Genomic DNA, 13,084 nt, shown 5'->3' with positions numbered 1-13,084 from the left:
GCTAGGGTCTGTTGCCGTTTCGTCGCGGCCGTGCCGAAACGGCAACAGACCCTAGGGTGATGTGCCAGGACATCACTCCCCCGGCTCGCTCTGGCTCGTCTGTTCGCGTCTTTGTCTGATGGCTTCAGCAAAATCGCGCTTGAGCGTGGGGTAGTAGGCGATCTGGCCACCCATTCCGCCAGCGATGTCGATTGATGCGCCGCTGATAAAACTTGCGTAATCGCTGGCGAGGAACAGCACCATGCCCGCCACGTCCTCCGGCTGACCATATCGACCGACCGGCACCACTTTCATGACCATCGCATCAAACTCTTCCCGGGTTACGCCGGGGCCCATTTCCTTGAAATGCCGATCCCATTGCCCGGTATCGATCCAGCCCATGTTCAGTGTGTTGACGAGGATATTGTCCTTGGGCAGCGACATGCCAAGCGATTTCGAAAGGGCTACGCAGGAGGCGCGGTTGATGACCGACGGAATCCCTTCGGGAGTGGGCACCACGCCTGCCAGTGCATTGATCTCAACGATTCTGCCCCAGCGCTGCTTGCGCATGAAAGGCACAACAGCCTGAACAAAGCGAAAGTGACCCATTTGCAACACGTTGGCATGGGCAAGAATGTCTTCGGGCGTGAGGCTATCCAGATTGCCGCCTTTACCCTGGCCTGCGTTATTGACCAGCACATCCACACCGCCCCAGGCTTCGGTGACTTCTGCAACGAATGCCTGGACCGCAGCGGTATCAGTGACATCGACCGAGCGGGCTATCACGGCCGCTGCGCTGCGCTCCAGTTCGTTGCCGGCTTCCGCAACAGCCTGCGCATCGCGCGCGCAGATAGCGACCTTGGCACTATCCGCCGCAAACGCTCTGGCAATCGCTCGGCCAATGCCGCGGGAGGCGCCTGTAATGATCACTCGCTTACCACTTAAATCAATATTCATACATTCTCCGTAGTGATGGAAGTTGGGGTATACACGCTCTACCCTCGGCTGGAAGCGCCATTTCAGGGCGTTTCCAGTCGAGCCCCTGCTTTCTATTAAACCGACAACCGCCGAAAAAAAGAAACACAAATGGAACAAAAAATAAATTTATGTTTAATTTATGCCATTGATTACAAGCAAAAAACGGCGAATGTGCGGTTTCAAGGGTTCTACAGCAGATTTGATGGCTGTTGCATCTGCTCCAATTTCGCTGTTATCTTCAAATCTGAATGCAGAATGAAAATCTTAATATGGAATTGCGGATTGTCTTCCGCTAGGATGGCTAGACGCTGAACGGAGCGCGGCAGGCTAAGCCAACTGGTGTTGTGGTTGAAGAGGCTTGTGGTGTTGCAGCGATACGCGAAAAATTTTCATTAGCCACTGAAAATAAAAACAAGGAATACAGATGAACACTAAAATCAAATTTGGTCACATCGGTTTGGCTCGTAGTGCGCTGGCTCTTGCAGTTCTAGCGGCTACGGGCAGCGCTTCAGCCATGCAAATCGATGTCGGAAATCCTGATATTCGGCTGCGCTGGGACAATACCGTTCGCTATAACCTGGGTATCCGCGCGGAGGACCAGGACAGCGCGATTATGAATAACCCCAACTTTGACGAGTCGAACGGGAAGTTTGATAAAGGCGACATCGTCACCAACCGCCTCGATCTGCTGACGGAAATCGACCTCGCCTACAAATGGCATTACGGTGCCCGGGTCAGCGCGGCTGCATGGTACGACGACGCCTACAGTGATCGCACCGTTGAAAGCAACGTGCCGGGTTATTCGACAAGTTATAACAACGACACCTACAGCTCGGAAGTAGAGCGCTACGTCTACGGTCCATCTGGAGAGATTCTGGATGCGTTTGTCTGGGCCAACTTCGATCTGGGCAACACGCCGGTCAACATAAAAGTCGGGCAGCACACGCAGTACTGGGGTGAGGGTCTGTTGTTTGGCGCCCACGCCATGTCCTACTCCCAGGCGCCAACGGATGCGGTGAAAGCCGTCACCAGCCCGGGTATTGAAACCAAAGAAGTGTTTTTGCCGATCGGGCAGGTATCTGCCAAGGCCCAGGTGACCAATAACCTGTCCATCTCCGGCCAGTATTTCTACGAATGGGATCACACCCGCTTTCCGTATGGCGGCACCTATTTCGGCGCAGCCGATCCTTTCTTTGAAGGTCCAGACCGTCTGCCAGCGGCGCCCGGCTTCAATCTTCGTCATGCGGACTCCAAGTTCGGACGCGACGATGCCAACTGGGGTGTCATGGCACGCTATGACCTGCAGGATCTAGGCGCAACGGTGGGCGCTTATTACCGTCAATTTGATGACTACCAGGCATGGCTGTCTCCTCAGATTGATATGGCGGCTGGCCAGTACCGCCTGGTTTACCCACGGAACGTGAAACTGATGGGTATCAGCTACGCAGGCAATATTGGTTCTGCAGCCATCGGCGCGGAAGTGTCGTACCGCCAGGATGGCGCACTGAACGCCACAGGCATCAGTTCCGTCAATAACGAAGGTCCTCGCGGTGACACCTATCATGCCGTGATTAACGCAGTGTATGGTGTGCCCCGCAACTGGCTGGCAAATAACTCGGTGCTGGTAGCTGAACTCGCATTCAGTCATCTGGACAAGGTCACCAAGAACGAGGAGCTTTATAAAGGAGAGGGTAACGCAGCCTGTACCGATCTTCGAACGCCAACTATTCCAGGCTCTGGAGATAAGGAAGACGGTTGCTCGACCCGCAACTACGCGGCCGTAGCTGTGAACTATACACCGCAATACCTGGCCATCCTGCCGTCGTGGGATCTATCCGTTCCGTTGACCGTCAACTACGGCTTGCATGGTAACGCGGCCACTGCCGGTGGCGGATCTGAAGGCGCGTTGGCCTGGTCTGTTGGTGCGCAAATGACCTATCGTCAGAGCCACGACTTTACCTTGCGCTACGCGGATACTTCAGCTCAGGAGAAGAACACCCTGAATGCCAACGGCGCAGAAATGGTCAATGGCAACGGGGCAGTAGGTGGTACTGACCGCGGTTGGGTATCGCTGACCTACAAGACCTCCTTTTAATAAACACAATATCGGAGCACGTTATGAAACTTCATTTTGCCTTAAGCATCGCCTTGACAGGGATTTCGGCATATTCACTGGCCGCAGTGCCTGAGCAGGAGGCTTCCAAGCTTGGCGAGTCTCTTACCATGGTCGGGGCGATTCAAGCGGGCAATGAAGCTGGCACTATCCCCCCTTTTGAAGGGGGGCTTCGTGACGCTCCTGCTGATTTTGAACCGGGTAGCGGTTATTGGGCGGATCCCTTCAAGGATGAAGAGCCGCTGTTTCGTATCGATGCCAGTAACTATGAGCAGTATGCGGATCAGCTGAGTGCAGGTCAGATCGAATTGCTCAAACGTAATCCAGACACCTATTACATGGATATCTACCCCAGTCATCGTACGGCGGCGCATCCCCAGAATGTTCTCGACGCCACCGTGCGCAATGCTACCACCTGTGAAACCGTGAAAGACGGTCTTGCCCTGGAGCCGGAATGTCGGGGCGGTATACCCTTCCCGATTCCACAAACCGGGCATGAGCTGATGTGGAACCAGCAGACCCGTTACAACGACGGCCAATACGGTACCACTACCGCCTCATCCAATAGCTGGATCGTGGCCTCCAACGGCACCGTGACCAAGGCTTCCGAGCAGGCCACCTTCGTTGAGCGTCCTTACTATCAGACGGATCTGGAAGAACGGGATCCGCAGATGTACACCCGTGTGTATTCGGTTACCAAAGCCCCTGCACGCCGGGCGGGTGAGCTGACCGGCTATACGGATTTCCTCGATCCGACCGAGCAACCACGTCGTGCCTGGAGCTATACGCCAGGACAGCGTCGGGTCAAATTGGCCCCCGAGTTTGCCTACGATACCCCCGTAGCCAGTATGGGCGGGCTGGAATTGTTCGATGAGCTGTTCATGTTTTCGGGTATGCAGGACCGCTTTGACTTCGATCTGGTTGGTAGAAAGGAGATGTACATTCCTTACAACAACTACGAGTTGTATTTTCACTGCGATGCTGACACCCAGCTGATGGAGTCCCACGTCAACCCCGAATGCGAGCGGTGGGAACTGCACCGTGTATGGGAAGTGGAAGCGACGCTCAAGGAAGGCAACCGCCACGTCTACAGCAAGCGGACCTACTACCTGGACGAAGACACCTATGGGGCTGGCCTGTATGACGCCTGGGACCAGAGTGGTCAGCTGTATCGTTCAATGATGCTGGGTGGCGTTCAGCTTTATAACCACGATATTCCTTACGTCGTCAAGCACTCTATCTATGACTTCAACAAGGGCATGTACGGTTTGATCAATGATGCGCTCAATGGCGGCTATCAGGTACTCGAGGAGCCTCGTTCTGAGCGCGAGTTGAACCCTGAAGCCATCGTGGGCCGAGAAAGCGTTCGCTAACCAGAGCCAGACCAGGGCAACGCTGGTTCTCCAGGACGGATAAAGCGCTGCCGATCATACCGGTTGACCCGGGTGCATCCCGCATGAGGATGCTCCTGGGATCACTGAGGATAAAAACAATGAATGTATCCCGTCTGTTCAGTTGGTCTGCTGGTAAACGCCGCCCAGGTGCCTTGCTCGCCATGGCAGGGGCTTGCTGCATCGGGTTAACGGTATCGGCTTCGGAGCAAGCTTCGGAATCGCCAACCGGTTTCCATGACCCGTTGCAACAATCCGCTTTGGTTCAGGCCGCCGCGCACGCGCAGCCCACTCTCGCCGTCACCCGTGCTGGTGAGAACCTCGTGGGTGTCGGCTTGCGCGGATTGATCATGATATCTGACGATGATGGCGAAACCTGGACCCAGTCCCCGAGTCCAGTGGCTGTCGATCTGGTTCAGGTGTACTTCCAGAATGAGCTCAACGGCTGGGCCGTCGGCCATGACTCTGTCTTGCTGGCAACCACCGATGGTGGATTTTCATGGGAAGTGCAGCTGGACGGTCGGAGTCTGGTCACTCTTCTCAGGGAACATTACGCCAACGTATCGGATCTTGATGAGTTCGAAGCGGAAAGCATGCTCCGGGAAGTCGACCTTGGAACCAGCACGTCTGCCGATCCCGACATCATGGCCACGCCTTTTCTCGACGTATTCGTGAGGGAGAACGGCGAAGGATTCGTGCTGGGTGCTTTTGGCATGCTGCTGCGCACTACCGACAACGGCGCTACCTGGGAACCCTGGACCGAACATACCGAGAACGACCGTCGTATGCATCTGTACAGCATCGACATGCAGGGCGATCAGGTCTACATCAGCGGAGAGCAGGGCTTGCTGATGCGGCTGGACCGTGAAGCGCAGCGTTTCGTGCAGGTTGATACTCCCTATACCGGCACCTTCTTCGGAGTGCATATCAGTAATGGCGCGCTGATGGCCTACGGTCTGAGGGGCAATCTCTACGTCAGTCGTGACGGAGGCGAGAACTGGCAGCATGTGGACACTCAGCAAAACGCGACGCTGATCGACGCCTTGGATGGCGCCGCCGGCGGAGAGGTATTGCTGGTGAGCGAGCGAGGTGAGCTGGTTCGCCTGGATACCACGACGCTGGAGACCGATCTTCTGTCGGTCCCTTATGCCGGGCAGGTGTATTCCTCGGCCAGACCGGAAGCGCCCGGCACGCTCATCGTTGCGCAATTTTCCGGGCTTCGAAAGATAGATATCAGCCAGTTTCAATAGTAGCCATACCGCACTTCCGTTCACCTCGCTAGAGGTTTGGGTAAGGACAGTTGGTCTAAACGAGTTTATGTCCGGGTTGCACTGGGTTGAGAAAACCGCCGTGCAAGCTGATATATGTGGAGAGGATGATGGTCGATCTTAAAAGCAACGCTGGGATGCCGGTCGTGCGTGACGTCAAGGACTTTGACAAAAGTTCTGGTGGCCTGTTTGAGCGTATTATTTTCAGCCATCGGATTCTGGTCCTTGTTACTTGTCTTTTAGTCACTATCGTACTGGGATTCTTTGCAACCAAACTGGACGTTAACGCCAGTTTCGAGCGAATGATTCCGGTCAACAACCCTTATATTCAGAACTATCTCGATAACAAGAGTGAACTACCCGGGCTTGGTAATAACATCAGGGTCGTGGTCTCCAACAAGCAGGGCAGTATTTATGACCCGGAGTATCTGGAAGCTCTGCAGGAAGTAAATGACACCCTCTATCTGATTCCAGGGATAGACAGATCCTGGATGCGCTCGTTGTGGATGCCGATCGTGCGGTGGCGCGAAGTCACCGAAGACGGCATCAGCGGCGGGGCGGTCATGCCATCCGATTATGACGGCAGCGACGCCAGCATCACCGCGCTGCGTCGTAACGTCACCCGCGCGGGTCTGACAGGCAGCCTGGTGGCCAACGACAGGGCATCAAGCATGATTGTTGCGCCGCTACTGGAGACACATCCGCAAACGGGTGAGCCGCTGGATTACAGCGAATTTTCTGACCAGCTCGAGGAACAAATCAGATCGTTGGAAAGCGATCAGATCGGTATCCATATTGTGGGTTTCAGCAAGCTGGTCGGTGATCTGATCGATGGGTTGCAGGTCGTGATGCTGTTCTTTGCGATTTCCGTGGCGATTGCTGCGCTGTTTGTGTATCTCTACACGCATTGCGTACGCAGCACACTGCTGCTGGTGAGTATCGCGATTACCGGCGTGGTCTGGCTGTTGGGTTTGATGCAGCTTCTAGGCTATGACCTCGACCCCTATTCAATCCTGGTTCCGTTTCTGATCTTCGCCATTGGTCTGTCCCATGGCACCCAGAAGATGAACGGCATTCTTCAGGATATCGGACGTGGCACCCATAAATACGTTGCAGCACGGTATACCTTCAGACGGCTGTTTCTGACCGGCTTGACTGCACTGCTGACCAACGTGGTCGGGTTTGCGGTGCTGGCGATCATCGATATTCCGGTCATTCGGGACCTCGCGCTGACCACCAGTATCGGTGTCACCGTGCTGATTTTCACCAAGTTGATTCTGATTCCCGTCGCGCTGTCCTATATCGGCGTAAGCAGGAAAGCCGCCAGGCTGGCCATCGAGAAGGACGCGGCCGAGCAGCAGAACAAGAGCTGGCAGGGCAAGATCTGGCAGGGTCTGGATCTGTTCACCCAGCGCAAGTGGGCTACCGCTGCCGTCGCGGTCTCGGTGCTGATCACTGGCGTCAGTGCGGTCGTCATGATGGACCTCAAGATCGGCGATCTGGATCCCGGTGCGCCCGAGTTGCGGGCCGATTCACGATACAACCGGGACAATGCGTTTATCTCAGCCAACTATGGTCTTTCCAGTGATCAGTTTGCGGTGATCATGAAGACCGACGTAGACGGCTGCCGCTTTTATGGACCTTTGCAAACCATGGATAAGCTGGCATGGCGTCTACGCCAGACCGAAGGCGTGCAGACCACCAATTCCCTGGCCGACTCAGTACGGTTCATGACCGCGGGAATGGCTGAGGGTAGCGGCAAGTGGCTGACTATCAGCCGTGATCAGGCGATTACCAACGCATCCGTCGACGCAGCGATGATCTCGTCGCCTGGCATCACCAACCAGAACTGCTCGGTTACCCCATTGATCGCCTATCTCACCGACCACAAGGCAGAGACCCTTACCCGCGTGCTGAACGTGGTGGAGGATTTCAACGCGGAGCACGGAACCGGGCCCGACGGTGAGCAGCCTGTCCAGTTCTTGCTGGCTGCCGGCAACGCGGGCATCGAAGCGGCAACCAATATCGAGGTACAGAAAGGCATCATCATCATGTACTTCGCGGTTTACGGCGCTACCGCTCTGTTGTGTCTGATCACCTTCCGCAGTATTCGCGCCACCCTGGTTGCGCTGATCCCGTTGATCATGACCACCATCATTGCCAAGGCGCTGATGGTCTGGTTGGGGATTGGCCTGAAGGTCGCCACCTTGCCGGTCATGGCGGTGGGTGTCGGAGTCGGGGTTGATTACGCGCTCTATCTGCTGAGTGTCCAGCTTGCCGTGCAGGGCCGCGGGGAATCGCTGGCAGTGGCCTACCGTCGTTCGCTTGATTTTACTGGCCGGGTAGTAGCGCTGATCGGTTTGACGATGGCAGCAGGCGTTGTCACCTGGGCCTGGTCACCGATCAAGTTCCAGGCCGACATGGGCATCCTGCTGACCTTCATGTTCCTCTGGAACATGCTGGGAGCGCTGATTCTGATTCCGGCACTGTCGCACTTTCTGCTCAGAGATTTTGGTACCGGGAAGAAGGGCAGCGGAGGATTTTCGTCCCCCGCCGAGGCTCCGGTGCCTATTGCCTCGCAGCCTACTCAAGCTCAAAAGCAGGCGGTGGTAGACACTCATTGAAGCGCTACTTGAGGTAGCGCTTGCCAAACAACAAGATTTTTTCGCTCCCCTGTAAGAAATGGAGATAAAGATGTTCGAATTACTGATGAGCGCCGACATGATGGTGCCAGACCCGGATGGAATGACCGAATTGCTGGTGGACAAGCTGGGCATCCACAAGCACGAGCGCTGGCGCCAGGCCTTTGATGACCATCCCTATATCGCCCATTTCCTGCGGGTGCACAAATCACTGGCCGTGTCGCCGACCCGGGTCGAGCCGCAGTGGCATCTGGACCGCCCCAACCCGGGTGATCCGATGTTCCATGATTTCCTGGAAAGCCTGAAGGAGTATCAGGGCCGGCATCGTCCGATGCTGACGCACTCCATTGTGCTGTCCCTGCACGGGGACAAGTTCGATGCCCTGGTAGCGAAACTGATGCGTCGGCGTCTACCGTTCCGAATGGCGCAACGCACGCCAGACATGCCCTTCGACCGTCTGTGGTTAGGAGCGTCGCCAGAAAAGCCGGTCTACGATCCCATCGTCGATGGCGGACTGTGTATCGAAGTCATGCCAATGGAGCCGCTGCAGATGCCTGCCGATACGTTCTCGGTCCCCGCTCCGCAGCCACGTGATTCCAAGCCCGGCGATATGGTGCGTGTTTCCGCCCGCGGCTATCTGGTGCGCGACCTGAACGAGACACTTCGCCGTTGCTCTGCCAATCTCGATTGGGAGCCCTCCGGTCCGATTGAGCTGATCGAGGGCGAAGGTTATCGCCGCGCGCGCATGGGCTTCAGCCTGGCCAACAGCGCCACGCTGGACATCATCGAAGCGACCCGCTGGAACAGTGAAGCGGGTCTGTACCTCAACAGCTGGGGTCCCGGCCCCTATTACATCCGCATCGCAGTAAACGATCTGGCCGCCAAGGCTGAAGATCTGCGCGCGCGGGGCACGGCGTTCAGCTGGATCGAGTCCAGCGATGCGGTGGGTGGCAAGGCACTGATCAGGATCGATCCGTCTGAGCTCAGAGGCCAATTGTTCGAGTTCGAGGAGTGCTGACATGAGCATTGAGGAAAGCCTGCCCGAAGTAATCAATGAAGCAGTGCAGATGCATTGCGACGGGGCCGTGGGCTGGGTGGTACTCACCCGTCCCGGCCAGATCAATGCCATCAACGATGCAATCCGCGTTGGTGTACCAGCGGCCCTCGAACGGCTGGAGAAGAACGACAGAATTCACGTCATCGTGATTCGCGGTGAGGGCGAACGGGGCTTGTGTGCCGGGGCGGACATCAAGGAAAAGCGCGGAGTCGAGACCTCCATCCAGGTGCGTAAACGAATGGAGGGCGCCCGCTGGATCGAAGCTATCGATGCGATAAGCAAGCCGGTCATCGTCGCCATTCACGGCTACTGCATGGGCGGCGGTCTGGAACTGGCGCTAGCCTGTGATATCCGCTTTGCTTCGCCCAATGCGGTGCTGGCGCTGCCGGAAACCGGCCTGGGATTGATCCCGGGCGGCGGCGGTACGCAGCGCTTGTGCCGGGTGGTGGCGCCAGGTCATGCGCTTGATCTGCTGCTGACGGGTGAACGCCTGGACGCCGAAAGGGCGCGGCAGATCGGCCTGGTATCGCGTGTCGCTAAAAGCGCCGAAACCTTGCTTGAGGAAGTGTCGGCGCTGGCATTGCAGATCGCTGGCAAATCTCCTATGGCTTCGGTGTATGCAAAAAGAGCCGCGCGGGCTGCCTCGGAAGTCGACCTGAAGAAAGGGCTGGATCTGGAACTGGACCTGTTTTCGTTGTTGGCCACCACCAAGGACGCAAAGGAGGCTGCTCTGGCATTTGCCGAGCGTCGTGCGCCGCAGTTCACTGGTGAGTGAAACCGATCATCTCGTATCAAGACAAGAGAACACTAAAATGACAACAGACAAGCTCAAGGATCGTGTAGCCATCATCACCGGCGCTGGTGGTGGTCTGGGCGCCGAGTGCGCGCGGGTACTGGCCTCCCATGGTGCCGCCATCGCGATCGTCGATATCAATCAGGAAGCAGCGGCCAGTGTGGCGGCAGAGATCGAATCGGCCGGTGGCCAGGCCATTGCCATACGCACCGATGTATCCAGCGAAGACGACGTCAAGGCGATGGTCGAGCAGGTGATGAACCGGTTCGGCCGTATCGACGTGCTGCACAACAATGCCGCCGTGCTGGATGTGAGCCAGCGCCAGAAGGACCGCGATATCTGCAACTTGGACATGGACGCCTTTGATCGCGCCATTGCGGTGAATTTGCGCGGCGCCGTGCTGTGTTCCAAGCATGTCATTCCGGTGATGCTGAAACAGGGCAAAGGCTCGGTAATCTTTGCCACCTCCGGACTGGGCGCCCAGGGAGATCTGTCCCTGACCGGTTACGCGTCAACCAAGGCTGCGTTGAATATGCTGCCCAAGCTGGTAGCAGCGCAGTATGGCAAGCTGGGTGTGCGCGGCAATGCGGTGCAGATTGGTCTGGCGCCTGCGGAAAATGCCCACGGTTCCATGCCGCCCGAGCTGCTGAGTATTCTGCGTGACAATCACCTGACGCAGGAGCTGGGCACCCCGCGGCAGATTGCTGATGTGGTGGCCTTTCTCGCCTGCGACGAGTCATCGTTTGTGACCGGTACTACGCTGGTAGCAGATGGCGGCTTTGGCAGTCACACGCCTTCGCTGGTGGCAATGCGCGCCTTCTTCGAGCAGTCGGGGCGCGGCGGCATGTAGTCGGGGTCAGTGTCTTTGATTTGCGCTCCTGGCCTGGGGCGCTACAGGCGTCAGGGCTGTCGCCTGATGCTGGCAAGAATGAAGTTGGCCGAGTGTTCACGCCAGATCCGCATGCCATCTTCCGAGGTAGTGTCAAAGCCGACCAGAACGGACATGGTGTAATGGTTGGTGAACCCGCCTGACATCAGCAGCGCGGAACTCGCCAGGAACAGACGGGCGTTGATATTTTGCTTGAATACGCCAGCGTCGATTCCACGCTTGAGAACCCCTGAAAACTTGATGGCCAGCGCTGGGGATTGGCTGGTGAAGCTGTTGGGCCTGGTCTCCGACGCCTCGTGATAGCGAATGCCTTCCAGGGCCAGGGCGCCCAGGAGCGGGTCTTCCATATACTGGTCAAAACAGCAATTGAGCAGTCTTCGCAGCGCTTCTTCCGGCGGCAGGTCATCTATATCAAGTGCGATCAGTTCCTGCATTATCCGCTGGGAGGCGTCATCCAGGACGGTTGAAAACAACACTTCCTTGGAGCCGTAATAGTGGTAGACCAGTTGTTTGGTCACGCCGGCTTCCCGGGCGATATCTTCTACTCGGGCACCCGCCAGACCTTTCAGAGCAAAGATCTGCCTGGCGGCGGCGAGCAGACGATTCATGGTATCCCGCTTGCCAGGTTCTGCACGGGTTGACGGGGTGTTCATAGTTGTCTCTGGCTTCAGTGAAAAAACATCAGATGTTAGTGCTCATAGCATAAAGGATTGCGGCATCACTGTAATGAACTTGAGCCGCTGACGAGTCGGCAACGGGAGCAGATATGGATCTGAATATTACCGGTCGCAAAGCCATTGTCTGTGCTTCTTCGCGGGGCCTGGGTAAAGCCTGCGCCATGGCCCTGGCCGCTGAAGGATGCGAGGTTTTCATCAATGGCCGCGAGGCCGTCAGCTTGAATGAGGCTGCGATGGCAATCCGTGACAGCACGGGTCTTGAGGTGGTTCAGGTGGTCGCGGATCTCAACACCAGCGCTGGCCGGGACGCGCTCCTGGCGGCTTGTCCCGCTCCGGATATTCTGATCACCAACAATGGTGGGCCCGCGCCGGGCAAGTTCCAGGACTGGGATCTCGATTGCTGGCAGCAAGCGCTGGAGGCCAATATGCTCAGCGCCATCCTTTTGATTCAGGCTGTCGTTGACGGAATGCGCGAGAGGCGTTTTGGTCGGATCGTCAATATCACCTCGGCCATGGTCAAGTCCCCGCGGTTGCCAATGGGTCTCTCGACGGCAGCCAGAGCCGGGCTGACGGCGTTCTCGAAAGCCCTGTCGGTAGAAGTTATCCGTGACAATGTCACGATCAACAATCTTTTGCCCGAACGCATCGCGACCGATCGGCTGGCCTACATGACCGGCCAGTTGGCAAAGCACAGGAACATCAGTCTGGAGGAGGCGAGAACCGAAATGCTCCGCCCGGTTCCGGCACGGCGTTTCGGCACTCCTGAGGAATTCGCCGCCGCCTGCGCTTTTCTGTGCGCGGCTCAGGCGGGTTACATTACCGGGCAGAATTTGCAGCTGGATGGCGGAGCCTATACCGGCCTGATTTGAAATCAGGCTTTGCTTCTGGTTTTCCAATCGGCTGGAGCCTGCTCTGCGGGGGCAAAATCGAGTTCGACGTCCACGTCATTGGGATCCTTGAAGAACACCTGCCAGGTCCGGATGTCCCCCGGCGCGCGGATGATTCGATAACGAATGGCGTGCCGGTCGAGTTTGTCTAATGTCTCTGTCAAACCCTGCGCAAAGAACGCCATATGATCCAGCACGCCGCGGCGAGGGTTGGGCATGTCATTTATTGCGATAACGTGAAGCACAGGGCGGCCCTTGGCGTAAAGCCACAGCCCGGGCACTGGAAAGGGTGGCCTTGCTCCGACTTCGAGTCCAAGCAGGTTCACATAGAACTGCTGTGTCTCCTCGAGCTGGTCAGTGACGATGGTGAAGTGGTCCATTCTGAGAATCATGGCTTGCCTGCCGTTTTT

General features: G+C 56.9%; 11 protein-coding genes. 8 read left to right on the top strand and 3 right to left on the bottom strand.

The features are described from left to right. Positions 1 to 72: 72 nt before the first annotated feature. On the bottom strand, positions 73 to 936 hold the full coding sequence (locus FZE95_RS09070) for an SDR family oxidoreductase (RefSeq protein WP_150300536.1): 864 nt from the start codon (positions 934 to 936) through the stop codon (positions 73 to 75). Positions 937 to 1,381: 445 nt separating this feature from the next. Here FZE95_RS09070 and FZE95_RS09065 point away from each other — a divergent pair, with 445 nt between their 5' ends. The 7 genes from FZE95_RS09065 to FZE95_RS09035 all read left to right on the top strand — a co-directional run bounded on the left by FZE95_RS09065 (position 1,382) and on the right by FZE95_RS09035 (position 11,071). Continuing rightward, positions 1,382 to 3,052 carry a DUF1302 domain-containing protein gene (locus FZE95_RS09065; RefSeq protein ID WP_150300535.1) on the top strand — a complete coding sequence of 557 codons (1,671 nt, stop codon included), beginning with the start codon at positions 1,382 to 1,384 and terminating at the stop codon, positions 3,050 to 3,052. A gap of 23 nt (positions 3,053 to 3,075) precedes the next feature. Then, complete coding sequence (locus tag FZE95_RS09060) at positions 3,076 to 4,443, top strand: DUF1329 domain-containing protein (RefSeq protein WP_150300534.1); 1,368 nt, start codon at positions 3,076 to 3,078, stop codon at positions 4,441 to 4,443. Between the two features lie 119 nt (positions 4,444 to 4,562). After that, positions 4,563 to 5,711 (top strand): WD40/YVTN/BNR-like repeat-containing protein, encoded by a 1,149-nt coding sequence (locus FZE95_RS09055; protein ID WP_163983024.1) that lies wholly within the window; start codon positions 4,563 to 4,565, stop codon positions 5,709 to 5,711. A 128-nt stretch (positions 5,712 to 5,839) separates the two neighbouring features. After that, complete coding sequence (locus FZE95_RS09050) at positions 5,840 to 8,353, top strand: efflux RND transporter permease subunit (protein ID WP_150300532.1); 2,514 nt, start codon at positions 5,840 to 5,842, stop codon at positions 8,351 to 8,353. A gap of 70 nt (positions 8,354 to 8,423) precedes the next feature. Then, on the top strand, positions 8,424 to 9,389 hold the full coding sequence (locus tag FZE95_RS09045) for a VOC family protein (protein ID WP_150300531.1): 966 nt from the start codon (positions 8,424 to 8,426) through the stop codon (positions 9,387 to 9,389). A gap of 1 nt (position 9,390) precedes the next feature. After that, a complete protein-coding gene (locus tag FZE95_RS09040; RefSeq protein ID WP_150300530.1) occupies positions 9,391 to 10,203 on the top strand; it encodes an enoyl-CoA hydratase/isomerase family protein in 813 nt (270 codons plus the stop codon). 37 nt (positions 10,204 to 10,240) lie between these two features. Beyond that, a complete protein-coding gene (locus FZE95_RS09035; protein WP_150300529.1) occupies positions 10,241 to 11,071 on the top strand; it encodes an SDR family NAD(P)-dependent oxidoreductase in 831 nt (276 codons plus the stop codon). A gap of 50 nt (positions 11,072 to 11,121) precedes the next feature. Here the strand turns inward: FZE95_RS09035 and FZE95_RS09030 are convergent, their stop codons facing one another. Beyond that, positions 11,122 to 11,763: a TetR/AcrR family transcriptional regulator gene (locus FZE95_RS09030; protein WP_150300528.1), complete on the bottom strand. Its 642-nt coding sequence runs from the start codon at positions 11,761 to 11,763 to the stop codon at positions 11,122 to 11,124. A 113-nt stretch (positions 11,764 to 11,876) separates the two neighbouring features. On the opposite strand from FZE95_RS09030, the gene FZE95_RS09025 reads away from it, so the two are divergent. Continuing rightward, the gene (locus FZE95_RS09025) at positions 11,877 to 12,656 is read left to right on the top strand and encodes an SDR family oxidoreductase (protein ID WP_150300527.1); all 780 of its coding nucleotides are present in this window, start codon (positions 11,877 to 11,879) and stop codon (positions 12,654 to 12,656) included. A 2-nt stretch (positions 12,657 to 12,658) separates the two neighbouring features. Here the strand turns inward: FZE95_RS09025 and FZE95_RS09020 are convergent, their stop codons facing one another. Next, positions 12,659 to 13,054 (bottom strand): VOC family protein, encoded by a 396-nt coding sequence (locus FZE95_RS09020; protein ID WP_223825014.1) that lies wholly within the window; start codon positions 13,052 to 13,054, stop codon positions 12,659 to 12,661. Between the last annotated feature and the right edge of the window lie 30 nt (positions 13,055 to 13,084).

It is taken from the genome of Pseudomonas profundi (assembly GCF_008638305.1).
GTDB classification, from domain to species: domain Bacteria; phylum Pseudomonadota; class Gammaproteobacteria; order Pseudomonadales; family Pseudomonadaceae; genus Halopseudomonas; species Halopseudomonas profundi.
This window is presented reverse-complemented; position numbering and strand designations above follow the sequence as displayed.